This is a genomic window from Acidimicrobiales bacterium (genome assembly GCA_035536915.1).
Lineage (GTDB): Bacteria > Actinomycetota > Acidimicrobiia > Acidimicrobiales > JAHWLA01 > JAHWLA01.
In genome coordinates, this window is record DATLNE010000023.1 from 1 (window position 1) to 25,935 (window position 25,935).

29 protein-coding genes are annotated in these 25,935 nt (G+C 67.4%); 14 read left to right on the forward strand and 15 right to left on the reverse strand.

Going from position 1 to position 25,935, the window contains the following annotated elements:
• Positions 1-580 (forward strand): DUF3152 domain-containing protein (locus VM938_05975; protein HVF74578.1); only part of this gene is annotated, 580 nt, incomplete at its 5' end.
• Between the two features lie 136 nt (positions 581-716).
• On the opposite strand, the gene VM938_05980 is transcribed toward VM938_05975, so the two are convergent.
• Both VM938_05980 and VM938_05985 read right to left on the reverse strand, forming a co-directional pair.
• Positions 717-3,230, reverse strand: a complete 2,514-nt coding sequence (locus VM938_05980) for an SDR family NAD(P)-dependent oxidoreductase (GenBank protein ID HVF74579.1) — start codon at positions 3,228-3,230, stop codon at positions 717-719.
• The gene (locus VM938_05985; protein ID HVF74580.1) at positions 3,227-4,066 is read right to left on the reverse strand and encodes a M24 family metallopeptidase; all 840 of its coding nucleotides are present in this window, start codon (positions 4,064-4,066) and stop codon (positions 3,227-3,229) included. Before VM938_05985 ends, VM938_05980 begins: the two co-directional genes overlap by 4 nt.
• A 63-nt stretch (positions 4,067-4,129) precedes the next feature.
• On the opposite strand from VM938_05985, the gene VM938_05990 reads away from it, so the two are divergent.
• Both VM938_05990 and VM938_05995 read left to right on the forward strand, forming a co-directional pair.
• Complete coding sequence (locus tag VM938_05990) at positions 4,130-4,876, forward strand: MerR family transcriptional regulator (protein ID HVF74581.1); 747 nt, start codon at positions 4,130-4,132, stop codon at positions 4,874-4,876.
• Between the two features lie 26 nt (positions 4,877-4,902).
• A complete protein-coding gene (locus VM938_05995; GenBank protein HVF74582.1) occupies positions 4,903-5,643 on the forward strand; it encodes a hypothetical protein in 741 nt (246 codons plus the stop codon).
• Positions 5,644-5,646: 3 nt separating this feature from the next.
• Here the strand turns inward: VM938_05995 and VM938_06000 are convergent, their stop codons facing one another.
• Positions 5,647-6,408, reverse strand: coding sequence for a L,D-transpeptidase (locus tag VM938_06000; GenBank protein ID HVF74583.1), 762 nt, complete (start codon positions 6,406-6,408; stop codon positions 5,647-5,649).
• A 19-nt stretch (positions 6,409-6,427) separates the two neighbouring features.
• Here VM938_06000 and VM938_06005 point away from each other — a divergent pair, with 19 nt between their 5' ends.
• A complete protein-coding gene (locus VM938_06005; GenBank protein ID HVF74584.1) occupies positions 6,428-6,991 on the forward strand; it encodes a hypothetical protein in 564 nt (187 codons plus the stop codon).
• Here the strand turns inward: VM938_06005 and VM938_06010 are convergent.
• On the reverse strand, positions 6,982-7,587 hold the full coding sequence (locus tag VM938_06010; GenBank protein HVF74585.1) for a hypothetical protein: 606 nt from the start codon (positions 7,585-7,587) through the stop codon (positions 6,982-6,984). The genes VM938_06005 and VM938_06010 overlap by 10 nt on opposite strands.
• Before the next feature lie 113 nt (positions 7,588-7,700).
• On the opposite strand from VM938_06010, the gene VM938_06015 reads away from it, so the two are divergent.
• Positions 7,701-8,582: a hypothetical protein gene (locus tag VM938_06015; protein ID HVF74586.1), complete on the forward strand. Its 882-nt coding sequence runs from the start codon at positions 7,701-7,703 to the stop codon at positions 8,580-8,582.
• Here the strand turns inward: VM938_06015 and VM938_06020 are convergent.
• Genes VM938_06020 through VM938_06040 form a run of 5 tightly spaced genes read right to left on the reverse strand, consistent with a single transcriptional unit; the run spans position 8,572 to position 10,409 of the window.
• Positions 8,572-8,958: a type II toxin-antitoxin system VapC family toxin gene (locus tag VM938_06020; GenBank protein ID HVF74587.1), complete on the reverse strand. Its 387-nt coding sequence runs from the start codon at positions 8,956-8,958 to the stop codon at positions 8,572-8,574. The two genes, VM938_06015 and VM938_06020, sit on opposite strands and share 11 nt — an antisense overlap.
• Before the next feature lie 2 nt (positions 8,959-8,960).
• A complete protein-coding gene (locus VM938_06025; protein ID HVF74588.1) occupies positions 8,961-9,215 on the reverse strand; it encodes a type II toxin-antitoxin system prevent-host-death family antitoxin in 255 nt (84 codons plus the stop codon).
• 21 nt (positions 9,216-9,236) lie between these two features.
• Positions 9,237-9,641 carry a VOC family protein gene (locus VM938_06030; protein ID HVF74589.1) on the reverse strand — a complete coding sequence of 135 codons (405 nt, stop codon included), beginning with the start codon at positions 9,639-9,641 and terminating at the stop codon, positions 9,237-9,239.
• Between the two features lie 37 nt (positions 9,642-9,678).
• Complete coding sequence (locus VM938_06035; protein ID HVF74590.1) at positions 9,679-10,095, reverse strand: PIN domain-containing protein; 417 nt, start codon at positions 10,093-10,095, stop codon at positions 9,679-9,681.
• Complete coding sequence (locus VM938_06040; protein HVF74591.1) at positions 10,092-10,409, reverse strand: hypothetical protein; 318 nt, start codon at positions 10,407-10,409, stop codon at positions 10,092-10,094. The genes VM938_06035 and VM938_06040 overlap by 4 nt, the downstream gene beginning before the upstream one ends.
• A 218-nt stretch (positions 10,410-10,627) precedes the next feature.
• Here VM938_06040 and VM938_06045 point away from each other — a divergent pair, with 218 nt between their 5' ends.
• Positions 10,628-10,912 carry a hypothetical protein gene (locus VM938_06045; protein ID HVF74592.1) on the forward strand — a complete coding sequence of 95 codons (285 nt, stop codon included), beginning with the start codon at positions 10,628-10,630 and terminating at the stop codon, positions 10,910-10,912.
• Between the two features lie 23 nt (positions 10,913-10,935).
• Here VM938_06045 and VM938_06050 read toward each other — a convergent pair whose 3' ends face one another.
• The 4 genes from VM938_06050 to VM938_06065 all read right to left on the reverse strand — a co-directional run bounded on the left by VM938_06050 (position 10,936) and on the right by VM938_06065 (position 14,928).
• Positions 10,936-11,838, reverse strand: coding sequence for a DNA adenine methylase (locus VM938_06050; GenBank protein HVF74593.1), 903 nt, complete (start codon positions 11,836-11,838; stop codon positions 10,936-10,938).
• A gap of 34 nt (positions 11,839-11,872) precedes the next feature.
• The gene (locus tag VM938_06055) at positions 11,873-13,240 is read right to left on the reverse strand and encodes a hypothetical protein (GenBank protein HVF74594.1); all 1,368 of its coding nucleotides are present in this window, start codon (positions 13,238-13,240) and stop codon (positions 11,873-11,875) included.
• Positions 13,241-13,403: 163 nt separating this feature from the next.
• Positions 13,404-14,525: an endonuclease/exonuclease/phosphatase family protein gene (locus VM938_06060; GenBank protein HVF74595.1), complete on the reverse strand. Its 1,122-nt coding sequence runs from the start codon at positions 14,523-14,525 to the stop codon at positions 13,404-13,406.
• A 202-nt stretch (positions 14,526-14,727) separates the two neighbouring features.
• Positions 14,728-14,928 (reverse strand): hypothetical protein, encoded by a 201-nt coding sequence (locus VM938_06065; GenBank protein HVF74596.1) that lies wholly within the window; start codon positions 14,926-14,928, stop codon positions 14,728-14,730.
• 140 nt (positions 14,929-15,068) lie between these two features.
• Between VM938_06065 and VM938_06070 the strand changes: the two genes are divergently transcribed.
• Genes VM938_06070 through VM938_06080 form a run of 3 tightly spaced genes read left to right on the forward strand, consistent with a single transcriptional unit; the run spans position 15,069 to position 16,143 of the window.
• Positions 15,069-15,638, forward strand: coding sequence for a hypothetical protein (locus tag VM938_06070; GenBank protein HVF74597.1), 570 nt, complete (start codon positions 15,069-15,071; stop codon positions 15,636-15,638).
• Positions 15,635-15,880 (forward strand): ribbon-helix-helix protein, CopG family, encoded by a 246-nt coding sequence (locus VM938_06075; GenBank protein HVF74598.1) that lies wholly within the window; start codon positions 15,635-15,637, stop codon positions 15,878-15,880. Before VM938_06070 ends, VM938_06075 begins: the two co-directional genes overlap by 4 nt.
• Positions 15,880-16,143 carry a helix-turn-helix transcriptional regulator gene (locus VM938_06080; GenBank protein HVF74599.1) on the forward strand — a complete coding sequence of 88 codons (264 nt, stop codon included), beginning with the start codon at positions 15,880-15,882 and terminating at the stop codon, positions 16,141-16,143. The genes VM938_06075 and VM938_06080 overlap by 1 nt, the downstream gene beginning before the upstream one ends.
• A gap of 143 nt (positions 16,144-16,286) precedes the next feature.
• Here VM938_06080 and VM938_06085 read toward each other — a convergent pair whose 3' ends face one another.
• A complete protein-coding gene (locus tag VM938_06085; protein ID HVF74600.1) occupies positions 16,287-16,502 on the reverse strand; it encodes a helix-turn-helix transcriptional regulator in 216 nt (71 codons plus the stop codon).
• Between the two features lie 148 nt (positions 16,503-16,650).
• Between VM938_06085 and VM938_06090 the strand changes: the two genes are divergently transcribed.
• Together VM938_06090 and VM938_06095 are read left to right on the forward strand one after the other, a co-directional pair.
• Positions 16,651-17,334, forward strand: a complete 684-nt coding sequence (locus VM938_06090; protein HVF74601.1) for a DUF1698 domain-containing protein — start codon at positions 16,651-16,653, stop codon at positions 17,332-17,334.
• A gap of 407 nt (positions 17,335-17,741) precedes the next feature.
• Complete coding sequence (locus VM938_06095) at positions 17,742-23,390, forward strand: DUF6531 domain-containing protein (protein HVF74602.1); 5,649 nt, start codon at positions 17,742-17,744, stop codon at positions 23,388-23,390.
• A 699-nt stretch (positions 23,391-24,089) separates the two neighbouring features.
• Here VM938_06095 and VM938_06100 read toward each other — a convergent pair.
• Entirely contained in the window at positions 24,090-24,836 is a 747-nt protein-coding gene (locus tag VM938_06100; protein HVF74603.1) for a hypothetical protein, read from the reverse strand.
• Positions 24,837-24,941: 105 nt separating this feature from the next.
• On the opposite strand from VM938_06100, the gene VM938_06105 reads away from it, so the two are divergent.
• The 3 genes from VM938_06105 to VM938_06115 all read left to right on the forward strand — a co-directional run bounded on the left by VM938_06105 (position 24,942) and on the right by VM938_06115 (position 25,865).
• Positions 24,942-25,301 carry a hypothetical protein gene (locus tag VM938_06105; GenBank protein ID HVF74604.1) on the forward strand — a complete coding sequence of 120 codons (360 nt, stop codon included), beginning with the start codon at positions 24,942-24,944 and terminating at the stop codon, positions 25,299-25,301.
• Positions 25,298-25,501, forward strand: coding sequence for a hypothetical protein (locus tag VM938_06110; GenBank protein ID HVF74605.1), 204 nt, complete (start codon positions 25,298-25,300; stop codon positions 25,499-25,501). The genes VM938_06105 and VM938_06110 overlap by 4 nt, the downstream gene beginning before the upstream one ends.
• Before the next feature lie 196 nt (positions 25,502-25,697).
• Entirely contained in the window at positions 25,698-25,865 is a 168-nt protein-coding gene (locus VM938_06115; protein HVF74606.1) for a hypothetical protein, read from the forward strand.
• The last annotated feature ends 70 nt before the right edge of the window (positions 25,866-25,935 follow it).

Consider the following 25,935-nt stretch of genomic DNA (forward strand, 5'->3'; position numbering starts at 1 on the left):
GACGTCGCCGACCACTACCACCATCCCTGCGCCGCAGCCGGTCGTCGTCGCTGTGCGCCTCGACCGGCGCGTGCGCGACGCCGCGACGGCCGACTTCGACGCCGTCGTGCGCGCCACCCTCACCGACCGGCGCGGCTGGCAGGCCGCGGGCTTCGAGTTCCGCTTCACCGCCGACGCGCCGTATTCGATCGTGCTGGCTGAAGGGCCGACAGTCGACGGGTTGTGCCGGCCCTACGACGTCTACGGCCGCTACAGCTGCCAGAACGGGCCGGTGGTCGCCCTCAACGCCGAACGGTGGCGGCGGGCCACGCCCCAGTGGACGGGCGACCTCCCGTCGTACCGGCAGATGCTCGTCAACCACGAAGTGGGCCACCTGCTCGGCCAGCACCACCCCGAGGTGCAGTGCCCGGCGGTGGGGCAAGCGGCGCCGATCATGGCGCAGCAGTCGACCGAGCTCGACGGGTGCCTGCCCAACCCGTGGCCGCAGGCCTGGGAGGTCGCCTGCGCCGCCCGGCACGACGAACCGCTGGCGCCGCCGTTCGAGCGGAACCCTGTTCGAACGTGTGGGCCTCCGGGGTAGCGGGCGCGGCCGAGCGGGGTTGCGGCCCCGGAAAGAGTGACGACATGGCGTGCGGGCTGGCTGTGCGGGAGGCGTGCCGGCCGCAGGCTTTCACGACGAACTGATCGAACGCGACGACTCCGCCGCGTGACCGACGCTACGAGCCGGACGGCTCCGGGAAGCGCACGAACGCAGGGGCCAAGCGGCGCCGTTGCACGCGGCGGGCGATCACTCGTTCGGCGGTGCGGGGGAGCCAGCGGGCGGCGGCCACCCGCACATGGGTGAGGGGCGACGACATGACCGTGCGCCTGCGGGTCTCGATGGCGGCGACGATGGCTGCTGCCGCGGCTTCCACCGGCTCGTCGGGGATCACGCCGTCGAGCGACACCCCGTCCGCCGCCGGACCGGCGTGGATCGAGGTGCGGATGTAGCCGGGCAGCACGGCCGAGACGGCGACGCGTCCCCGGTACTCCATGCGCAGGGTGTCGCCGTAGGCGAGCACGGCCCGCTTGCTCGCCGCGTAGGCGGCCGCATACGGCACGGTGGCCACGGCCAGGCCGGAGGCCACGTTCACCACGTGGCCGCGTGCTTCGAGCAGGTAGGGCATGGCCGCCGCCGTGGCGTTCCATGCGCCGAACAGGTTGACGGCCACGGTGGCCTGCGCCCGTTCGTCGGGAGCGGCGCCACTGTCGCCCGCGGTGCCGAGGCCCGCGTTGTTCACGAGCACGTCGATGCCGCCCAACTTCTCGGCCGCGGCCCGCACGGCTTGTTCGGCGGCGCCCGCGTCGGTGAGGTCGGCGTCGGCCCGGTCGATGCCGACGACGCGAGCGCCGTTGGCTTGCAACGCCGACGTGACGGCGCGGCCGATGCCGCCTGCCGCACCGGTCACAACCACCCGCGTGCCGTCGAGCGGCCCGGGGTCGTTGCCGGGGGGCGGCCACGTGCCTGCCCGCCGACGCCGTTCGAGGGCGACGTAGCCGGCGACGAGGATGCCGATCAGGCTGAAGATCGACCCGGCCACCCACAGGTAGCCGAAGACGGCGGGCCAGGCAGGCCCGTCGTGGCGCTCGCGTTGGAGGGCGGCCTGTTCCGAGGTGAACCGGCTGCGGCGTTCGGCCACCACCGGCACTTCGGAGGCGTCGATGGCCGGGTCGGCCGGGAAGAACAGGGGCACGACGCCCCGGCGGTCGCCGTCGGCGAAGGTGATCATCGTCTTCCACGTGCCGCCCACCGGCATGGCGTGCTCGGCGCGGTAGACGCCGTCGGCCCCTTGGAGCAGCGGCGCGTGGCGTGACCCGCCGCCTTGCCAGGAGAAGACCTCGAACCAGTCGATTCCCTGGCCGAGGCTCGGATCGTCGGCCACCACTTCGACGTCGACCAGCCCCGGGCCGGCAGCCGTTGTGCGCACCACCACTTCGGCGTCAGGGGCGTTGCGGGGGAAGGGCACGACCACGCCGAGCGCCAAGCCGACGAAGCAGGCCACCACGGCCGGGGTCCGCAGCCCAGACGGCCGATGACTGACGATGCGCCCCACGGCCACGCCGAGCACGGATGCCGCCAACGCCACCACGACGGCGACCCACAGTTCAGGAAAGAGGCTGGGCTGCCAGGGCCGGTAGCCCCATGCGTGCGTCCATGCCCAGGCGCCGGCCAAGCCCACGGTCGCCACGCCGAGGCCGGCAATCAGGCCGTGGCGTACGGTCGACCGTTTTCCGGCCAAGGCGGCGGCGGCTTCCACCGCGAGGGCAGCGCCGAGGTAGAGGGGGAAGCGCGGGGTGGTCATCCCGAGCCCGGCCACCACGCTGGTGAAGGCACCCCGTATCACGATGGTGCCGATGGCGGTGAGCAGCGCGCCGCCGGGGCCGAGGATGGTGCGGGCAGACGTGAGGCCGAGCCCCGCGGCGGCCACGATGAGGACGGGGTGGTAGAGCGCCTGCCATTGCGGCACGCCGAGGTCGAACTCCAACTGCCACGCCGACAGCGCCACCATGAGGGCGGCCGCGAACGCGATCTTGATGGCAGTGACCGGCACGGGCCGTCCCGCGCCCGGCCCGGCCTCGCCGAGCAGCAGCCACACGGCGAAGGGGCTGAAGGCGGCGGCCGAGACCATGGTCAAGTGGGTGGGTCCCCACATCGACACATCGAGGCCGTAGAGGCGGTGCCAGATCTCGTCGGCGCCGAAGGCGACCATCGACGCCGCCCCGGCCAAGGCCAACGCACCGGCGCCCAGCGGAACCCGCCACCGGCCGATGCTCCACCCCGTCGTCGGCTGCGCACGGGTGGCCAGCAGGATGCCGAGCACGCCCGCGACGCCGATGAGGGCGAGGCCGCCGGCGAGGGCGACGTGGGGCGGGGAGAAGAGGAACTCGTCGCGGCCCTCGTCGATGTGCCAGGCGACGTCCCAGTAGAAGCCCAGCGCGGCCATGGGCAAGGCGCCGGCCAGCATGGTGAGCACGGGTACCGCCACCCAGTCGGGGAGGCCGGTCATGCGGGCCGCACCGTCGCCCACCCGGGCGAGCAGGCCGCGGCCCGTACCGAGGAGCCAGAGCACGGCGGCGCCACCCACTAGCAACAGGACGATCGGCGCGGGCACCAGCCACAGGGCGCCGAACTCGGTGAAGCCGTTCCAGAACGACGACGAACCTTCGGCATGGGCGAGCAGGGTGTTCATGTCTTCACCTCCGTGGTGTTCCACCGGCGCACGTGGGGCAGGTCGTCGTCGAGCCAGAAGACGTCGTCGTCGGTCACCACCAACAGCTCCTCGAACTTGGCCGCCACGTCGCCGGTGCCGAGGTGGGGCTCGACGGCCCACAGGCCGGGCGTGGGGGGATGGGCGGACCGCTTGCTGTCGGACCACAACGGCGACGAGCCCCGGGCCCTCCCGACCGCTGCGTTGCGCACCAACGCCCGCAGGCTGCGCAGGCCGAACCCGGCGACCACCACGTTGCGGGGATGCGTCGGCAGCGGGCCGACCTGGTGGGCGATCACGCCGAAGGGGTAGCGCCGGTGTCGGTTCTCGTAGCCCTGCTGGGAGGCGAGGGCGTCGACCGCCTCGTAGATCTCCCGCAGCGGGCGTCGCTGCCGGGCCAGGTCGAGGATGAGCGACCGGTGGGCAGCGAGGTCGTCGAGGATGCGGTCGACGGTCGGGTTGGGGCCGAACGACGAGGCGTAGCCGATGTCGGCCGAGTACCCCTTGACCACCGGCGCGCAGTCGAGGATGAACGGCATGCCCTCGACCAGTTGGCGGTCGGTGGGGAAGAACTGCAACGACGTGCGGAAGCCCCGGAAGGCGGTGCGGTCACCGAACCAGGCGAACGGCACGTGGAACCAGTCGTCGACGCCGGCGTCGAGCAGCCACTCCCGCATGCGGCGGGCGACGGCCCGCTCGGTCACGCCTGGCTCCAGGGTGGCGGCTACTGTCTCGGCGCAGCGGTAGGCCAACTGCTGGACGCTGCGATAGCCGACGAGATCCTCTGCCGTGGGGGTCCACACCTGAGAAGTTGTCACCGGCCGACCGTGACATCAAACACTGTAAATGTCAACCGACAGACTGGTACAGTGACCAATGTCATGAACGAGTACCGCATCGACGACCTGGCCCGGGAAGCGGGCACGTCGGTCCGCAACGTGCGGGCCTACCAGGACCGCGGACTACTGCCGCCGCCCCGGCGCTCCGGCCGCGTCGCCCTGTACAGCGACGCCCACTTGGTGCGGCTGCGCCTGATCGCCGAACTGCTACGCCGGGGTTACGCCCTGGCCAACATCGGTGAGTTGCTGTCGGCCTGGGAGCGCGGCCGTGAGCTGCGTGATGTCATCGGGCTGGAGATGGCCGTCGCCGGGCCGTGGAGCGACGAGGCGCCCGTCCACATGACGGGCGAGGAACTCGCTCGTTTGTTCGGCGGGGGTGAGGCGGCCGCCGGCATCGAACGGGCGGTGGAGGTCGGGTTCCTCGAGCCGGAGGGCAACGGCTACCGCGTGCTCAGCCCCCGCCAGGTGCATGCGGCGGCCGAGATGGTGGCGGCCGGGGTGCCCCTCGACGCCGTGCTCGACCTGGGCGCCGAACTGCACCGCCGGATCGACGCCGTGGCCGCCGCCTTCGTGGAGACGGTGTCGACGCACGTGTTCGACCCGCTGGCCGAGCTGTCCCCCGAACAGGTGCCCCGCCTGGCCGAGCTCGTGCACCGCCTGCGCCCCTTGGCCCGCATGGCCGTCGACGCCGAGCTGGCCCGGGCCATGGAACGCCACGCCCGCGCCCGTTTGGGCGAGCGCCTGGCCGCACTGTTCGACGACAACACAGGCGAGGAACAGTCGGCGTAAGGGGGCGAAAAGGTACGCTGCCCGCCATGCGTACCAAGGTGCTGTTCTTCCTGCCCGCCCTCGTGCTCGGCGTGGTCGTCCCGGCCACGCCCGCCGGTGCGGGCGCCGCGGCCCCTTCGATCAGCGTGACCCCCACCACCGCTCGGCCGACCGAGTCGGTCACCGTCACGGGTACCAGCGACTGCGCCAGCGTCGCCTACACCGTCACCTTGACCTACACGAACCCCGACGGCGACCCGGCCACAGCGACAGCCTCGGGCACGACCGATGCGTCGGGCGAGTACACCCAGCCGATCACCGTTCCCGAGAACGCAGTGGCCGGCGAAGACGCCTCCGTGCAGAGCTCGGTCGATTGCAGCGGCGGCGCCGCGGGGAGCAACACCGTCGACCTCACCGTGGCCGCCTGGCAGGGGACGCTGGCGGTGTCGCCCACCTCTGGCCCCGCCGGCACCGAGGTCACCATCTCCGGCACGCTCTGCTACGGCGACGACATCATCATCGCCCTGATCGACTCCGACGACGAGCTGGTCGACGAGGTCACCGACGTCACCCTCAACGACGACCGCACGTTCTCGGCGTCGTACACAATCCCCGACGACCTCGATGCCAGGCAGTACGACTTCGTGGCTGAGTGCCCGGGCTCCGACTTCGAGGCCGCAGGCTTTACCGTCACCTCCGCCGGTGGCCAGCCGACAGACGACGACGAGGACGACGACGACACGGGCGCGGCGACAGCGGTCCGCGGCCGCCCGTCCTTCACCGGCTGACTTCTAGGCGAGCACCTTTACCGGGGTGCCGAGCGGAAGGCGCTCGGCCAGGTAGCGGATGTCCTCGTTGCGCATGCGGATGCAGCCGTGGCTCACGTCGCGGCCGACGGAGCCCGGCTGGTTGGTGCCGTGGATGCCGATCACGCCCGCGCCGCCGTTGAAGTTGGTGAGCACGTTGGAGAACCCCGACAGGCCGTAGGCGTAGGGGCCGTAGTCGCCGTCGGGGTTCGGCGGCTCCAGCAGTTCCTTGATGTAGAAGGTGCCGCCCGGCGTCGGCGTGTCGTTGGTGCCGATGCCCACCGGGAACTCCCGCACCAGTTGGTCTCGCTCATAGAGCTTGAGGGAATGGGCACCCCGCAGCACCTCGACGCGGAAGGCCACGCCTCGCACGGTCACGTCGGCGCGCCGCACCCAGCCGGTGCTGCCGTTGGGGCGGGCGGGGAGGAAGACGTTGAGCCACTCACCCTCCCGCCGCTCTTGCAGGAACACCAGCGGCGCACCTGAGGGTTGCGGGTTGTCGAACGTTCGCACCACGCCGCCGTCGGGTCGGTCGTACACGTCGACCTTGGGGCCCTTGGCGTCGACGGCGTAGGCCGGGAACTCCTCGCGTTGGTCGAGCAGGCCGCGCCGCGGCTTGGTCGTGGAGGTGGAGGTCGACGTCTCCGGGGCGGCGTCCTTCCCGGCGTCGCCGCCGTCGCCGTTCCCGCAGGCAACGGCTGTTCCGAGGACGAGGGCAGCGAGCACAAGCGGGCGCAGCGGGGGCACCGGTCGATGGTAGCCGGCGGTGCTTCGGGTACCGTCGCCGCCCGTGCCGCTGGTGAACCGCTGGGCCCGTGTCGTACTCGCCGTCGTCGTGGCGATCGTCGGCGGCGCGTGTTCCTCCGGCTCCGACGCACCGCCGCGGGAGCCGACGGCAGCCGAGGTAGAGGCCGCTGCCCACGACTACCTCAAGACGGTGCGGGCCGAGGTGGTCAGCGTGATGGTCAAGGACGGCCACCTCGGCCTCTACGTGCGCGGCGTGCCCGAGTGGCCGCTCGACACCTTCGTCGACCAGTTGCCGGTCGCCGTGGAGACGGCTCGGTCGATGCTGGAGCGCTGGCCTGCGCTGGCCGACGTCGACATCTGCGGCGACGGACCGTGGCTACCGCATCCCAACGGCGCCAAGTTCGTTCCCGCCGTCCGGGTGCAGGTGTTCCGAGATCGCCTGCCGCGCATGCCGGACAAGGTGGCCACGCCCGCCGACGTGATGCGGGCAGGGGGCACCGACCGATCCCTCGACTACTTCCTCGAGCCCCGGATCGTGGCCGAGTCGGCGTCGTACCGCGCCGCCCGCGCCGCCTATCGCTGAGCTGTCCAGGCTTGCCAGTCGCGGCGCTCGGCCACGTCGGGCGCGGCGTCGAGCCACCACGAGTCGGTGCTGCGGAAGCGCTCGAACGTGCATCGGCAGTAGGTCGTCGTCGTGCCCGGGTAGCCCCGCCGCACGTCGGCCCCGGTGAAGTCGCAGTCTTCGAACAGGCCGGGCCGTCGCTTCCGGCGCAAGAGCGAGCGTGTCTCTGCGCCCAAGGAGCAGGCGTAGAGGACAGCGTGTTCGAACGAGCACGACCGCACGGTGCAGCCTGCGGTCGTCCAACTGGTGAGGTCGGCGCGGGCGAAGATCGAGCCGACGATGGTGCAGCGGCTGAGCCAGAGCGCGGGCAGGGCGGCGGCGGTGAGGTCGAGGTGCTCCCACGTGGTGTCCCGTACGTCGACGTAGTCGAGCGGCGGGTAGGCGTCGGACCGGCCCGAGCGGAAGGCGTCGAGGTCGCCGGGTAGCCCTCGTAGGTCGAGGCGGCCGTCGACCTCACCGAAGGCGACCGGTGCGAGGTCGCGCCCGGTGGTGAGGCGGGCGAAGGCATCGGCCGCCCGCTCCGGCGCCCAGCGCGAGCGGAGCTCGGCGAACTTCACCTATCAGCCGTCCCCGCCGAGGCGGTGGCGCACGGCCTTGCGGTGGTCGTCGGCCAGTTCGTGGTCGGCATGGCGGTCACAGTCAACACCGTCCCGCAGCCGCGTCGGACGCGATGGCCACCACCCCCATGTCGTCGATGTCGGTGGTGCGTCCGCCCATGCTCGCGGCCCGACGTGCCGGCATCCTCGTGTTCATGCGGGAGAAGGCCACCGCCGCGTCGTTCCTGCCCTTGGTGGTGGCAGCAGGCTTGGTGGCCGCAATCGTCGGCGTCGCCGGCCTCGCCATCCCGGTGTCGGCGGGTCGCCCCGGCGACGAGGGCACGAACTACTACGACTGCGGAACCCCGGCCGCGTTTCTCACTGGGCGGTCGTTTTCGAAGGCGCAGCCGATGATCGTGGGGTCGCCCGTCATCGGCAAGGCAGAGGCGTGCCGTGCGGCCATGGCGCCCCGGTTGGGGCTCACCACGTGGGCCTTCGGCTTGGGCCTGGCGGCGACGGTCCTGTTGGGCGGGCTGGTGTTCGCGGCGTCGGCGTGGACGCCCCGGGCCGCGCATGTCGGGGCTGTGGCCGCCGTGCTCGTGGTGGGCGCTGTGGTGTGGGCGCCCACGGAACCGGCCGATGCGGTGGCGGCGTGCGACGTGCTGCCCGCCGACGAGGTCGTGCGAGTGTTGGGGGTGCGGCTGGAGGGGCGTGCGTTCGAGCCGCAGGCGACCACCGCGCACTCGTCGGGCTGCGGCTACGGCAGGGCGCCCGGCGTGCACATGATCGTCTTCGCCGTGGGGCCAGGTGGCAAGGACTTTCACCGGCAACCGGAGGGCAAGGACGTCAGCGGCCCGGGGTATCGGGCGCACGTCGGTGCCGGCCCACGGGAACGCTCGGAGAGCTTGGTGGTGCTGCGAGGCGACCAGTACGTCAACGTCGTCGTCTACGACGCGCCCCCGGGTACCGCGGAACGCTTCGCCCCGATCGCCGCCCGCTGGATCGTCAGACCTTGACGACGGTCAGTCCTGCCACTTCCACGTAGTCGTCGTCCTGGGTCACGACGGGGATGCGGAGTGCTATCGCAGTGGCGGCGATCCACGAGTCGTTCAGGGGCATGCGACGACCGCTGTCGAGCAAGAGAACTCGGAGCCTCGCCCATGCATCGGCCACCTGCTCGTCGATGGGGATCGGTTGCAGAGCCAGCGCCGCAGTAAGGGTGGCAAGCCGTCGATCGCGCGTCTCGATGTCGGTCGCCGCCAGCACGCCGGCGCGGAGCTCGCCGATGGTGATGACGGAGACGGCAATCTCGTCAGGCAACGCGTCGGTGTCGAGGGGACGCCGCGCCTCACGAGCGATGAACAGCGTGGTGTCGGCCAGGCCGCGGGTCACCCTCAGGGGATGTCGTCGGTCGTGTCGGGGGCCAACTCGGCCAGGTCGCGCCGCAACCCCTCGTCGGCTTGGTGGGGAACCACCCGGCGCACGAACTCTTCACGTCCGAGCCACTGCGGCCGGCGTCCGACGGGTTGCAACACGGCGACCGCTCGACCATCGATGGTGATGGTGATGGTGATGTGCTCACCCGCTTCCACGCGGTCGAGTAGGCCGCGGGTGTTGTTGCGCAGGTCGCGCGACGCCGCTTCGCCCATGCGATAATCGTAGCAAGTGTGCTACGCGGTCAACCAGAGCTCCAACTGGATGCCATCCGGGTCCTCCAGCGACACGAACGTGCCGATGGCCGCGTCTCGCACGGGCGAGTGCGCCACGCCGAGATCGTCGAGGTGGGCAACCCACCGGTCCATCTCGGCCGCGTCGGCCAGGTTGAAGGCGAGGTGGTCGAGGCCCGTGCGGCGGTGGTCGAAGGCGTCGAGGGAACGGTCGTCGGGCTCGCACAGGGCCAAGGCGAACCCGCTGCCCGCGTCGTACAGCAGGACGCGGGGCGAGCCCGCCTGGCCTGCTTCGAGCCGGGCCAGGACCTGCCACCCGAACACCCGCTGGTACCACTCGGCGCTGGCGTCCTTGTCGCGAACGGTGAGGGCGACATGCGATGCCCCGTTGATCGACGGCGTGCTCATCGCCGGATTCTCACACGGCAGCGGGACGCTCTGCCTTTCAAAGTCGAAGCGGGGCGACCGCCACATTCGGGTGGTCGCGGGCGAGCGAGCGGATGTCGTCGGGATCTCCGGTCGAGATGATGCCGCCACCGAGTCGTATCGCCGTGGCTACGACCAGGGCGTCGACTGTGTGGCACGAGTCGAGGCCGTCTCGGTGGCGGAGCCGTCCTGCCATACGGGCCATCGCCCGGCCGACCGTGATCGTCCCGACACCGCTGTTCAGCACCCGGTCAACGCCGGCATCGGCTCCCGTACCGCGGTACGCCTCGGCCAATACGGCCGTCGGCACGCGGACCGGCATGTTCCGGCGCGCCGCCCACGCGAAAAGGTCACGCAGATGACGAGCGGCGATCGGGTCCGCTGTGCGGTCGGCGAGCACCTCGACCGCACGGGTGTCGAGGACCACTGCCGTCACCGCGCCGCCGATCTGCTCCGAGCGACTGGAGCAGAGGCCTTCTTCTTGGCCGATTTCCGGGCGTGTTTTCCGACTCGTGATGCGGAACCTTGCGCCGCGAGGACGTCATCGAGCAGCGCGTCGAATGTTGCGAACGCATCCTCGTCGACCGGCCCGAGCTCCTCTTCGAGTTCTGCCACGAAGCCGAGGAGGCGTTGGCGATCGAGCTGCTGCCGGATGGCTCCGGCCACAAAGGCGCTGACGTTTTCGGCGCCCTCCGCTTGAAGCTGCTCATAAAGGTCGTCCGGAAGACTGACGGAGAGCTTTCGCGTCATAGGCTGATCCTACCACGGTAGGATCGTTGGCCTCCGAGTGTTGCGGGTGCCGGCGGCCTCACACGGGAGTGGAGATCCTAGCGGCGTACTCGAAACAGAGGTGGGAACTGGAACCGCTGGCTGCCGTGCAAGCGCTCCAGCCCTCTCGGACAGCTCGACGAGCCAAACCCAGTACGAAGCAGGTCCAGCTCCGGCTTCGACCCGAGCAGGCTGCTGACTTGGCCAAGGCCTACCAGGCCGGTGCCCTCATCCGCGAGTTGGCCCAGCGCTACAACATCAACCGCACAACCGTCATGGCTCACCTCGACCGGCAGGGCGTGCCTACCCGCTACCGACGACTGAGTGAAGCGCAGATCGCCGAAGCGGCGCAGCTCTACCCGCAGGGGTGGTCGCTCAGGAAGCTCAGCCAGCGCTACGGGACCTCGGACAACACGGTTCGCAGTGCCTTGTTGGCCGCCGGAGTACAGACGCGGCCGAGGCTGGGGAACGAACCCAATTCCTAGACCAACCGACACAACGCCTCGAATCAGATGACGGACACTCCGAGGAGCTTTTCGCTGACGATCTCCGGCGACACCAACGCCGGGGTGTCCACTGTGGGAATTCTCAAACCCTTCGAGAAGAACATGATTTCTGAGCCCTTGTACCGGTCGGCTGCGCTGTAGCTCAAGGAGTACTTGGTCGGTCGGGCAAAGTTGTAGAGCTTCAGAATCTCAGGAGCGGCGTCGTAGGACACGACCCACGGCCCGGCCAGCGCCTTGACACGATCAGCGATGGCAACGTGGTGCTCGTGCTCGTAGAAGTTCTCGTAAAGGCCCTCGCCCTTCACGTAGTACGGCGGGTCTAGGTAAATCAGCGATGCCTTGGCGTCGCCGCTCACCCATGGCTCTAGGAACGCCAACGCGTCTTGGTCGGAGAGTGAGATTCGGTCCCGGTAGCGCGCAATCTTCTCGATGCGCCGGGTCAAGTCCTCGCGGTTGAACCGGGCGTCGATCTTCCACGTACCCGTCTGATCCTGCCCGCCGATGACGCCCCCGCCGATGATGCCTGAGCGATTGCAGCGGTTCATGAAGAACGTCGAGAAGGCACGGTCCAGGGGATCGGCGTCCGCATCGTTCTGCACCGCACGTTGGACGTGCCATTCATCCATCGTCAACTGTGCATCCCAGATACGGCGGCACAGCTCTCCGGGGTGGTTGAGCACCGCCCACCAGAAGGCGTACACGCTGCGGTTGATGTCGTTGATGTGGACGTGGGAGGCGTACTCCTCGAAGAGCAGGCTCAGGGCCACACTGGCACCGCCCGCGTACGGCTCGACGTACTCGCCGCCCACCAGCCCGTTCTCAAGGAACAGCAGCTTCATGAAGTTGGCAACCTTGCCCTTGCCGCCGGGGTAGCGAAGCGGCGAGGGGAAGCGTCCGAGGGGCACGCCTCCCATTACTAGTACCTCGTCAGGTTGTAGGTCACGGCCACAGCTTCTCCATGAACGGCTCAAGCTCGTCCCAGGCCGTACGCAGCTCGCCAGGCTTGGGATGGACGTAGGGATTGTGCACGTACTGGTTGAAGGTGGTGGTGGATGCTGCGATGACGTCCTGCGTGTTGGCGATCTTCTCGATCGCCTTCCGAAGCTGGGCGTTGATCCGCTTGGTCTGCTCCAGATGGGCTGCGAGCTCCTTCATCCGCTTGGCCAACGGTGCGTTCCGGCGCTGGGCCTCAGTCATCAGCTTGGCCTTCTCGATCTCGTGGTCCACGCTCAGCTCGACGAAGACCCGCAGGAGGACGGCGCAGGCGTTCGGGCACTGGTCCACGTTGAGTTGCGCCAGCTCGTTGTAGATCGCGTTGATCCGCGGCGGGTTGGGGTTGACCTTGGATTCTTTGGGGATCACTGAGCTGCGGGTGGTCGCCTTCGGTCGCTTGGTGGACTTCTTGGGCCGCACCACAGCCGGCGTCTTGTGCCCGGAGGCAAGGTCGTCGAGCGTCACCGGCATCTTCAGCCGCTTCGACTTCGTGGGCAGGTCCTTGCGGGTGAGGGTCTTGATGTACTCGACCCGATCGGGCTTCTCGTAGAGGTTCTTGACCTTGACCCGGCCCTCCTCCAGGTCGTCGACGACACGGCTGAGTCCTTTGACGACCTCCTCAGCCGGGTAGTGCGAGACCACCGTCTTGCTGTTGTTCACGAGCTCGATCCCAAGTGCTTCTCGAACCTCGGGCGTGCCCAAGAGGCGCTTCAGGTTCGTGATGATCCCGGTGCCGGACTTCGTTCCACGGAGCTTGTTAACGAAGTCCACGACCTGGCCCGTCGGCTGCCGGGCCCCGGTGCGCGCAAGGTACCGGTCCTGTTCGTTCGGGTCCCACTCGACGAGCCCCACGCCTTCATTGGCCCCGGTATGTCGCAACCTGATCCAGTGCTCAGCATCGGCCTCGTTGTCAAAGAGGACACAGTTCACGGCATCGATGGGGCTGTCGGCGTACTTGCCGGACAGCTCAATGAGGCGTTTGCGTTCGGCTGGTCCCAGTGCAGGCGTCACGATTGAGGGCGTTTCGAGGGCCTTCACCGCGAGGATGCGTCGGTTGCCTTCGATCACCCGGTAGCGCTTTAGACGGTCGGGCGTCGGCACGACGGCGGGCAGGGTCGTGGGGTCGAGACCGTTATTGACGATGTCCTCGGCTAGCTTGACCAGCCGCTTGCCCTGCTGTTTGGCCAGGGCGATGTAAATGGCCTGCTGGGACGGCTGTTCGTCACCCAGGCGGGCGTTGCGCGGGTCAAGCAGTAGGTTGGCGACCGGGATCTCATCAATTTCGGGCATGGACAGTTCCTTGTGCTCAGCCATGACTGGGGCACGGAAGAGTAGCCCTGGCCGGGAGACGCGGCTGGTAATTGAAACGGTGCTCCCAATCGGAGTGTGACTACCCGGTTGGGGGTTGATGACCGCGGGCTGGTCCTGACCGAGCCATCGCCGGGTGCTCGGTGGGCGGACTGCCGCCCACCGAGTCTCAGAGAGCTATCTCTGCGTAGATGGCAGCGTGGTCAGATGCGGCATGGACATCTGCCGTCAGCGTCTCGTAGATCGGCCAGGGGTTCTTCGTTCGTGGACCGCGCCAGATGCCCTTGCGGAAGACGGCACCGCCCGTTGCCTTGCCGTAGAGCTCCGGTGAGAGCAACACGTAATCGATCTTGTCCTTCTCGTTGCCGCTGCCGAAGGTGCCCTTCCGTCCTCCCCAGTCGAAGTCGGGATGGTCGCTGATGTCGCGCAGGCCGCTGCCATCGAGCAGGGGCTTGAGCGCCTCGCTGGAAGGGTCATCGTTCAGGTCACCGAGCACGGCGATGTGGCGGTGGCCTTCCTCTCGAAGAGCACGGTAGATCGAGGCGATTCGCGTTGCCTGGCGGGTGCGGCGCTTCGCGCCGATCCTGTCATCCGGTGCGCTGTACCCCTTGGACTTGAGGTGGTTCACGAGGACGACGAGTCGTGTGCCATCGGGTAGCCGGAGGTGATACTCGCAGCAGTCGCGGGAGAACACCACGCCTTTGGCGTCGGTATCGAAGATGTGGGATCGGATTTCGAGAAGCGGATATTCGCAGCGGGCCAGGAGACCGACGTCGATGCCGCGCTGGTCGTTGCCGTCGACGACCATCACCTGCTCGTAGGGACGGCCGCCGACTTGGCTGAGCATGGCTTCTGTGAAGAGGGCCAAGGTGGGACGGCTCTCGGCCTCGACAACCCCCATGACATCGGCGTCAACGTCGCAGATCACCATGGCGGTGTGCTTCATGGCCAACTCGTCGACGCGCTCGGTTTTGAGCTCCACCCATCCGATCCAGTCGGCGCGGCCGGAAGCGGCGACTGTGACCGGCCCCTGCTTCGGCCGCTTGAGAATTCGGCCGCGGATCTTCCGCAATCGCACGTACGGCCCTTCGTCGTCGTGTAGCAGACCCAGCTCCTCAAACAGGGCAAGGATTCGTTCCGCCACGCCCGGCTCGTGGTAATCGGCGCACTGCAACAGGGAGTTCAACTCAGCGTGCGCCGCCAATACCGGCGCACCCTCTTTCCAAGTGGCGAGGTTCATCGCTTTCGGCCGGGCGAACAGGTTTTCAACGTTGAATGAAGCGATACGCATGGCTCCCCCTTGTTCGACGTGCCCGAGCTGGTTTATCGGCACCCTTCAGTCGCCACGCTAGAACACCTGTTTTCGCATTGCTGCTGGAGAGCGGGTAGCGCCAGGCCGGAGGAGACTCAGTACGACAGTTGTCAGCCAGGCCGTAACCCCAATCCCAACGTTGGCGACAAGGTACGTCTGAAGGGATCATCCACGAGGGCGGCTATAACCGCTCCGTCCGTCTCGCCCAAGCCGCAATGTCCGGCCAGTTCCACAGTCGTTGCCTGCCCACAAAAGCAATCGGCTTGGGGAAGTCGGGATAACGACGCAGCCAGTCATGGATGACCGCGCTGCGCGCCACCGCGAGGCGGTCGGCGATCTCCTGGGTGCCCACGATGTCGTCGGCATCGACCTTCCGTCCCACGGCCCAAACCGTAGGGCTACGACGGTGCTTGCGTAAAACTACCCGCACTCGTATGGTCCCGCGACAACCTGTAAACGAGTGGCCGGGGCGCTGGTGAGACAGCCCCCGGCCTGGCCGATTCCTGACTGGAGGAACCGACGATGGCTGACGATAGGACACCGGCTCCCACGCATCGAGCGGCAGCCGAACGGCTGCACGACGACCTGCTCAATGAACTGACGCCTGCAGAGTGGCGGCTAGTCGTCAGCCTGGTGGAGGCACTGGCCACCAGTGACGAGGCCGAGTGCCCCGTCTGTCGCCGCCAGATCGACCGGGTGAGCCTGGCCGAGCACCTGGCGAGCTGCAGAGATTCTTCCGTAACCCGTACCCGTCGTCTCGAAGTCGTCGACGCCAACGGCCGGGTACGCCTCCTCGTCGGACAACTTGACCACCCACCAGCTCCGTCCACGGTCGGCCTAGCCCTGCTCGATGAGACCGGGCACGAGCGAGCCGTGCTGTCCTTGGAGCCCGAAGGGCCGCAGCTGGAACTGACCAGCCAGGGCCACAACACAGCAGTGCTGCTCGGGGTAGCGGATCCGGGCGGCGAGGTCGATGCCAACACCTACTTGGTGCTGTTCGACCACGAGGCGACACCGGCGGCCGCTTGGCGGGTCAACGCCGCCGGGAAGCTGCTGGTGTTTGCGGCCTCGACCGAGACGTCGGGGACGTGAGCGTGCGCAGCCCGGGCCACCGATCCGGCGATGATGATGCCGCCCCGTTCACCCTCCGGTTGCCGAGGCCGGTCTATGAGGCGCTGCGGGCGCTGGCCTACGGGCTCGACACCACCCGGTCCACACTCATCATCGAGGCGGTGCGCGAGTACGTCCGTCGTCGGAGCGAGGCCGAACTGGACGGCATGCCCGACGGCATCGCCGAGCACCTGCGCTCAGCCGTGGCGCAACTCGATCGGTGATGGGCGTCGCCCCGGCTTCGGCCGATCCGGCGACGCCTGACGCCGCCGTCCTCCGGCGGTTTGGCGAGCAGGTCCGGGTCGCTCGTCGGGCGCTTGGCTGGAGCCAGGAACGCCTGGCCGACGAGTGCGGCCTGCACTGGAGCTACATCGGTCAGATCGAGCGGGGCAAACGCAACGTGGGGCTGCTCAACATCGTGCGGGTGGCCAAGGCGCTCGATGTCAGTCCGGCGGCCTTGCTGGAGGGCTCTGACCTGCCCATATAGCGTGGCTCACACGCCTCGCTAACATCGTCTTGTCAACATGATCCACCCCACTGGGTGCTCGGCGCCAGCTCTACGGAGAATGAGACGCCCGTATCATTTCCCGCCAGCCACGTCAGTCTCGGTTGGCCGGTACCGAGCCGTAGTCAACCGGGGCGTAGGAGGTCGAGCGGGTCGACGCCGATGCGCTCGGCGATCCGTTCGACGGATTTCAGCGTCAGGTTGCGCTCGCCCCGTTCGACCCCGCCCATGTAGGTGCGGTGGTAGCCGAGCTGGTCGGCGAAGGCCTCCTGGCTGAGACCGTGGGCTTCGCGGTGGCGGCGCAGGTTGCGTCCGAGGGTTCGTTGTAGGTCGCCTTCCACGCCGCCGACGCTTGTGAAGTTGCTACTTGTCGGTCTACATACTGATGAGTAGCATAACTCGCTACGTATGAGTAGCGCCGGGGTGGAGCGAGAGGACGATCGGGCATCACTGCGGCGACGGATCGAGGCCGTCCGGTGGTTCCACAGCATGGAACTGGCCCCGGGCGTGCGCACGCCTGGCATCTACGATCCGAGCCGCACGCTGCCACGTCTCGGACTGCCCGCACGCCTGGACGGTCTGTCCGTGCTCGATGTCGGAGCCTGGGACGGCTTCTATTCGTTCGAGATGGAGCGTCGTGGGGCATCGGTGCTCGCGACCGACAGCTACTGCTGGGACGGCGGCGGCTGGGGCACCAAGGCGGGGTTCGACCTCGCCCGTGAAGCAGTCAGCTCCCAGGTTCGAGACCAGTGGATCGACCCGCTCGACCTCAGTCCCGAAGCTGTCGGCGGCACGTTCGACGTCGTGCTCCTGCTCGGCGTCCTCTATCACATCCGTCACCCGATGCTGCTGTTGGAACGCGTGCGGTCGGTCACGTCCGGCCTGTTGGTGCTCGAAACCGAGGTCGGGATGCTGCTCACGCGCCGACCAGCGGCCGAGTTCTTCCCGAACACGGAACTGAACGCCGATGGCTCCAACTGGTGGGCGCCCAACGTGGCGGCCACCCTCGGCATGCTCCGCAGCAGTGGCTTCTCGGAGGTGGATTGCGTCTGGCGGCGGGGTCTACCGCTACGGGCGGCCAAGTGGGCCGCTCGCATGTTTGCCAAGGAGCACCGTTTGTCGCTGACCAAGGCGCTCACGACCGACCGCTTCGTTTTTCACGCCCGGGTCTAGCCTTTCGCCGTCCTAGTGACAAAGGCCGCCAAGGAAACCCTCACTGGCTGGTCGCAGGCGGTGCCCAGACCCCCCGCTGGGCATCGCCTGTCCCTTTCAGCTCGACTGTTGTGCTTCCCGTTTAGGGGACATTTCGTCGCCCGATTACCGGCGTTGACGTCACCCGCTATTGGGCCTACCGCCGGAATTGGGCGGCGTAGAGGACTCGTCGCCGACCATGGCGAAGTTTGCCTGACCGGGTAAAGCCTAGAAACGTCTTGGCGCCGATACCCGCAAGAACGGGGGGCACCGGTTCCATGACGGAAGATGTGGCGCTGGGCAGGTCGACGCACGTTTGGCGTCCAGGCGGGCCGCAGGCGAGGTCGCATGTTGCGGGTTATCGCCGGGGCCTTGCGGGCTTGCTGGTAGTGGCTCTCCTCCTGAGCCTGTTCGCGGTTGGATCGGCCGCTCAGGCCGCCGGAAAGCCCACCGTGGCCCTCGACCCGGATGACAACTTCTCGTTCGGATTGCACGATGGGACTACCTATCGAGAGCTCCCGATCACCCATGACATCGCTCAGGCCGTCCAAGCCAAGCTCCCTTCGATCTGCGACTCCGATGTCATCATCACGCGTGGCACTTCGCAGGACTTCGTGCCGCGCTCTGAGCGAGCGGCGCAGATGGAGACTGCCGATGTCTCTGTGACCCTCTCGCTTAACGGCCTGACGGGGACGCCGTGGGGGGTCGAAGCCGAGGGTGGGTCATCGGCCTACACCACGAGTGCGCCCGGCAATCTCGCCTTTGGGACTGAACTTCTCAACGAGCTCCACGCCCACACCGGTCGTCCGACAGCGCCCGTCAACGAGGCACCGACCAAGGAAGGCCTGACACTGCCGTACCCGGAGTTCGCTTCCCTGCCGGGCAGCTACGCACAGATCTTCATGCTCTACATCGACCACAACTACGACTGGCCTGTCATTCAGTCGGGGCGGGACTTGCTGGTCAATGCTGTCGTCACCGCCGTGGGCAGATCCCTCCAGTCCAAAGGTTTCAAGTGTGTCGGGACATTCCCGTCGCCCCCGAGCACCGCCAGGCTGCGGCAGCTACGGAACCTCGGTTACCAGAACTTCCTGCGCTACGGGGCGGACCCGGTGTCGATGTCCACCGGTAACTTCGTCACGTCTGAGCGGGTGTTCACGCTTTCCGGTGTCGGCAGTCAGGTCGTCGACCTGTCGCTCAACTACAACGCTCAGTCCAGCCAGGACTCGCCCGTCGGTGTCGGCTGGCAGTTCGCCTACGGCTCCTTCCTCCAGCAATACAGCGACGGGTCGGTCGGCCTCAGCCTGGCAGACGGTCGGGCCTTCCTCTTCGTGCCGAACGGCAGCGGCGGTTACAACACGCCCGCGGGTGCCTTCGCCAACCTGACAGAGGTGGATGCTTCCACCTTCAGGTGGGCCTCGACTACGGGCGCATCCATGACGTTCACCCAGGATGCATCGGGCCGCGGCATGTTGACCTCCACGACGGACCGGCAGGGCAATGCCGTCACGCTGACGTACGACGGTTCGGGCAGCGCCTTCCCGAGGCTCGTCGGTATCACCGACCAGGCTGGCCAGCACGTTGCCGTCATCTCCGACAGCCACGGCCGGATCACCAGCCTCACCCGCCCGGACGGCGCAACCTGGCGGCTCGGTTACTCCGACGCTGGCGACCTCGTTTCGATCACCTCGGCCCGGGGCACCGTCCGCCGTTTCGGCTACGACGACCAACACCGCATGACCTCGCAGGTCGGCCAGGACGGCGTCACGTTCCTGACGAACGGCTACGACGAACACTCCAGGGTCGTTCGCCAGACCAATGCCTTCGACCAGATACGGACGATTGCGTACGACGACGCCAACCGGCTGACGACCTACACCGATACGGCCGGAGCGAAGACGGTCTATCGCTGGAACGCCCTCGGCATGGTCACGGAAGTCGAGGACGCCCTCGGCGGCGTGACCAAGACCTCCTACAACGGCGACCTCCAGCCCGTCGGCGAGACCGACCCCCTCGGTCACGCTTCCACGATCGCCTACGACGCCTCCGGCCAGGTCGCCGGTGTCGCGGACCCGCTCGGCAAGGCCGTCACCTCGACCTACAACAGCGCCGGTGACCTGACCTCCCGGACTGATACGGGCGGGCCGGGCGGGACGGCTCGCACGATCGGCTACACGGTCAACGGCCAGGGGCTGCCCACCACCGTCACCAACCCGGACGGCACCACCCAGACCCGCGCGTACAACCCGTCCGGGGACGTGACCTCGGCGACCGACGAGAACGGAGCGGTCACCGCCTACGGCTACGACGGCCGGGGCAATACGACCTCCGTGACGGACCCGCTCGGTCGCACCACCCATATGACGTACGACCTTGCCAACCGGCTCACGTCGGTGACGGATCCGCTCGGCCGCACCACGGCCTACCAGTACGACGAGAATGACAACCTTGTTCGTACGACGTATCCGAACGGGTCGAGCGAGCGGCGCAGCTACGACGTCAATGATCAACTCAGCAACATCACCGACAGGCGGGGAGCGGTCACCAGCTACGCCTACGACGCCGAACTGAACGTCGTCGCCGTGACGCTCGCAAATGAGGGCGTCGTGAGGCACACCTTCGACGGCGAAAACCGCCTGACGTCGACCACTGACCCGCTCGGCAACAAGACGCTCTACAGCCTCGATCCGCTCGGCCGTCGTGTGGCCGTCACCGACGCCGCCGGGCACACCTGGGCCACCGCCTATGACGCAGCGGGCATGGTCCGGGTGGAGGCGGACCCGACAGGTGCCACCACGACCTTTGTACGTGACGCCAACGGTCGGGTCCTGTCGGTTGCCGACCCGACAGGTGGCGTTACCGCCAACGAATGGGACTCGGTCGGCCGTCTGACTGCCGCCACGGACCCGCTCGGCCGCCGGACGGCATACACCTACGACTTCCGTGACCGGCTGACCACGACGACCGACCCGGCGGGCGGCGTCACCACCAACCGCTACGACGCTGCCGGTCGGTTGACGAGCCGCCGGGATGCGGCCGGGGCGACGACGACGTTCACGCTCGATGCAGCCGGACAGGTCACCAAGGTCACCGATGCGCTCGGGGGCATCACCAGCCACGCCTACGACGCCGCTGGGAACCGCACGAACACCACCGACGCCAACGGTCATGTGAACAAGACCGGCTACGACTCGATGGACCAGCCCGTCAGCCGGACCAACGGCGACGGCGAGACCAGCACCGTGCGCTACGACGCCGGAGGCCTCGTGGTGGCTGAGATCGACCCATTGGGGAACCGGACGAGCCACGTCCACGGCGCCATCGGCGACCGGACGGCCACCACCGACCCGCTTGGTCGGGTGACGCGCTTCGGCTTCGACCTCAATCGGCGGCAGACCAGCCGCACCGCCCCGGACGGCATCGTGACCGCTTACGGCTACGACAATACGGGCAACCTCACGTCCGTTACGGAGAACAGCCGACCGGGCCAGCCCAGCAGTTCGACCGTCAACGTCACCACTGCCTATCGCTATGACTCCCGCAAGCTGCTGACCGAGACGACCGATGCCAACGGGGCCGTCACCGGGCAGGCGTACGACGCGAGAGGGCTGCTGACGAGTACCACCGACCCGCTCGGGAAGGTCACGGGCTACCGCTACGACGCCGCAGGTACCCGCTCGAGCCGGACCGACGCCAACGGCGTTACGACGTCGTACTCCTACGACTCGCGTGACCTGCTCGTCCGGCGTGCCTATCCCGACGGGAGCCAGGACACCTTCGACTACGACGCGGTAGGAAGGCAGCTGCGGGCGACCAACGCCGTCGGCGCTGTTGCGACGGCCTACGACGCACTTGGACGGCCGACGAGCGTCACCGACGCCGCCGGTAAGACCCTGCGCTACGGCTACGACGCTGTCGGCAACCGTACGAGTCTCATCCTTCCGGACGGCCGGACGCTCGCCTACCAGTACGACGCCGCCGACCGCCTTACCAGGCTGACCAGCCCGCTGGGCGATCTCGTCACCGCCTACGACGACGCCGGGCGCCCGACCCTGGTGAGCCGCCCCAACGGCACGACGACGACGGTCGGTTTCGACGACGCCGACGAGCTCATCGGACTCGCCACCTCGGGGGGCGGCAGCCCATTGGCGTCGTTCGCCTACACCTACGACCCGGCGGGCAACGTCGCCACTCGGGCCCAGAACCTCGGCGGTACCGCCACGACCACGACCTACACGTACGACCCGCTGCGGCGACTCACCAACAGCGCAGGCGGGCCGCTGCCGAGCACGTACTCCTACGATGCCGTAGGCAACCGGCTCACGTGGAGCGCCCCGGACGACCCGACGACGCCCAAGCCCAACGATCCCTTCACCCAGACCAACGCCTTCAATGTCGCCGGACAGGTGGTCACCTCGACCAAGGCCCGTCAGAACGGCAATGCCACCTTCACCGACGTCACGACCAACGCCTACGACGCCAACGGGAACCGGGTGCTGACGAGCACCGAGGCCCAAGCGCCGGGCCAGTCCACTGCAACCGCGTATGCCTACGACTTCGAGAATCGACTGGTTAGCAGCGGCCCGGCAGGCGACCGCAGCAAGCGTGGCAACGGCGACGGCCAGCGTGACTACTCCCGCTCCTACGACGCCTTGGGCCGTCTGGTGCGCGAAGTTCGCAACCGGACGAGCACGACGTGGACCGCGGACGGGCTCAATCCAATCCTCGCGAGCGACACCGATACCACGCTCTACCTGCGGGATGCTGGGGGACAGCTCCAGGGCGAGCAGATGGCTACGGACGATCCCGCCTGGTACGTCACTGACGCCCTCGGCTCGATCCTCGGTGCCACCAACGGGAAGGCCAAGCTCGACAACGCCACCGCCTACAGCGACTTCGGCGTCAACCTCGGCAAGAGCCCCTTCCGCATGGGCTTCGGCGGCGAAGTCGCCGACCCGCTCCTTCCCGGCAACGGCATCGGCAATGACACGCCGGTGCTCAGTCACTACTTCGCCCGGAGCTATGAGCCCGGGACGGGCTCGTGGCTCCAAGCGGACCCGATCAAGGGAGACATCCGCACACCGGACACCCTTGCCAGGTACCAGTTCGTTGCGGATAACCCAAGCACCAACACCGACCTGCTCGGCTTCCTCACCGTCAGCACGGCGAGTTCTTGGAGCGGCACCCTGCGCGTGGGCTCTGCAAGCACCGCTACGTGGAACGGATCGTTGCAGGGGTCGAGCAGCGCCGCGTCGATCCTTCAGCCGACCGTTTCGGCGCAGTACCTTCAGCCGACCATCAGTGGGCACCAGCTTCAGCCCGCTGCTGGTATCGAAGCGCTGTTGGGGGGCGGGTGGCGGCGGAAGGGTCAGGCTTTGACGTTGACACGACTCGGAGGAAGCGAACTGTTGAACAGTGGTTCCTCCACAGGGTCGTTGAGGGTCGTTACCGCCCCCGCGGGCGGCGGCGTCCTTCGGGTCGGCGTCGCGCCGCAGATGCAGATATCGCTTCCGCCGATGTCCGGACTGTCTCCGACCGATCCAAACCCTGCGGCTCACCTCATTGATGTACTGCGGCCCTATAACGACCTGGACAGGGCTAACTTTCTCGCAACGTCCGGGTTGCAAGGGCGAAGCTTGAGTTACGCCGAGATGCTTATCCTGACGGGTCCTCGCTGGGGACCCGTAGACATCAAGCCTTGGTGGAGAGAAGCAATAGGTCCAACAACCAATTACGCGCTGGTTAATAATACGTGGATCTATTATGATGTACTTGGAAATGTTGGCTACGGACTAATGGCAAAGAAGGTCGGGATCACCCCATTTGAAGCGAACGCAGCCGCTTGGCTTGTGGGCATATTGCCGGGATTCGATAACGCTACGAGCGACCAGGTCTCGATTGATGTCGGTTATCGACTCTATGATCGAGTCAACGGCGACTTTACACGGCTCACCGAAGCCATGATTGTCGAGGAGCTTCGTGCGGCGGTTCCCAGCTACCAAGCCACGGGTGAGACGATCAGGGTGGTAGCGCGATGAGTTGGGCACGCGCCGAAAGATAGCGGTGGCCGCTGACATAACGTCGTCAAGCCGCGGACGAGGAGGTCGCATCATCATCCTCCTCCTCAGCGTCGGCGTGCTCCTTGCCGCGGGAGGCGTTGTTTGGCTAATCCGAGAGCGAAACGCCCATCGCGACGTCGCCGTGGTCTCCGAGCTTCTCCAAGATAGGAAACACTCCACCCTCATGCGGCTTCTTGACGGAAGAGATATACGACTAAATATTCGCGACGATATGGGCGATCCCCCAATTGTCTTGGCCGCTCGGCTTTGTGACGAGGACATGGTTGTACTTCTACACAGACACCGTGCGGATGCGCGAGGTAAAACGGTGCATGGGGACAATGCACTGTCGGTGATGAGCGCGCGATGCGATAACGCCAGGCTTGCAGAATGGTTTGTTGAACACGGTGTCGATCCCTGCGAACAACCGTCGAATTGGCTGCTTGATGTTTGGGGAGTTAGCTCTAGGGCTGAGCTGGCCAAGCAAAGAGGTCACTTCGCTCTGGCGACGTATCTCGCCGAACTCGACAAACAGTGCGGTTTGCAGTAGGGAGGTGCCAACTGCTGCCGACAGCCTCGCTGGTTCGCTCGTCACCCACGTACATCCTTTCAGTGCGACCAACGTCGGGTCCTGACCGTCGTGAACGATTCCGCATCGCCCGTAATGGCGCGGTAGCGCTACCCCCTCCACCCCGACAACCGCTCCAACGCCTCCACGGCATACTCCGTCTCGCCGTGCTCGATGAGCTTCTTGCCGTACGTCTCGACGTACTCCGTGATGAGCGCCTGTAGCTCGTCGTGCTGCCTGTTCGCCGCTTGCCGGTGATCCTCAGCCTGGCCTTCGTAGCCGGGCTCGTCGACCAGCCGCAGATGGCCGATCAGCTCGGCCCTGAGCCCGTAGACGTGCTGCCAGATGCGTGAGACCAGTTCCTCCTCAGCCGTCAGGTGCTCGGGAGCGAGACGGGGAGTGCTGCCGGTCGGCTCCAACGTCTCGACCGCCCGCTTGACCCGGGTCTTGTAGCGCAGTAAGTCACGGCGCATCAGTTCGGCCAGGTCTTTGAGGATTTCAGCTTCGACAACCTTGCGGACGTGGTCGGTGGTGTAGCCGAGTTCCTTGGCGGCTCGCCGTCGTCGTTCCATCAGCCCGGCCCGACGGGTGCCAGTCGCCAGACCGAACAGGCAGCGGCAGGCTTCGGCGTAGTCCTCGTCGGTGAGCTTGCCGATCAGCCGGGGCAACAGCTCGTTCAGCGCGTCGATGCGGCTCAGGCGAACGTCGGGATGCACCGCCCGGGCGTAGACGCTGCGCAGGTTCGGCAGTACGTCGCCTGCCGTGGCCTCGGTTGCCGGTAGGCCGCGGGGAAGCAGCCCGGTCAGGGCCTCGGCCAACTCCTCGGTCGGCAAGTCGGCAATGAGTTCGGTCGGCATGTCCACTCCATCACCAGTCTGACCCCACACGGTGCCCAGTCGGCTGTGTTGCAGTGCCCCAGGAGACCACCTCGGAGACCCCGAGGGAACCGAAGGGAGCACCCCATGCCGAACCAGTTGGAGATTCGTGACCGTTCGCTGTCGACCGCCCAGTGGCCGACAAGCGGCCACCTGCTGCGCCAGACCGGACGTAACCTCGCCCGAGTCGAACACCGCACCATCGTTCGCCTGGCGAACGTCCAGGCGGAAGGCCTGGTGCAGTCCGAGAAGCTGCACGAGGTCGACCATCTGACCCGCCAGGCCATGAGCGGCCAGGCCATGCTCGCCCGCTGGCGGGACACGTTGGCCGCCGGTGATCCGTTCGTAACCGACGAACTCAAGTTCTTCACCGACATCGCCCGCATGGCCAAGGGCGAGATCATCGCCGACACCATCGACACCTTCTGCCGGGAGAGCCGGTCGTGATGGTGCTGGTGGTCCTCCTCGTTTTGATGGTGGTGATGGCGATGTTCCTGCTCGGCTTCCGCCTCGGAGGCGACCATTGGCAGTCTGAACTGTTGCGGGTCCGGCTGGAAGCGGCGCGGGCCGAACGCCAGTTGCACGATCTGACCCGCCAGACGTTCGTGGCGATGGCCGAACAGGCCGAACAACTCCGTGGGCGTTGATCCAGGTGCAGGGCGCCTTTCGATCCCTCATCCATCCCGCCACGACTGCCAGCGAGATCGACTGCGAGAACACCAGCGCGCTTCGTGAGGCCATGCGGGAGCAGTTGCGGCACGAGGCAGAGCACCCGGGCCGGCGCCCCGGGTGTGGTGTTGGGGACGATCACGCTTATCAGTCCGACCAGGAGCAATCGGCTCCATGATCACCCAGCTCCGCAACGGTCTCGGGCTCCTGTTGTTCCTCTGCCTGGTAATCCGCGTTACGGCTTGGGTGGTCATGCCAGTGGTGCCGCTGTTGGTGGTGCTGTTTACGGTGACCGCCCTGCTGGTCTGGCTCGTGCGGCCCTACTCCAACTGGCGGCGGTAGCCCACGGCGGGTGTTGTGAATAAAACGTTGACGGGCTGGTAGGCGGCTTCGTATAGCGAGGACAGAAGCG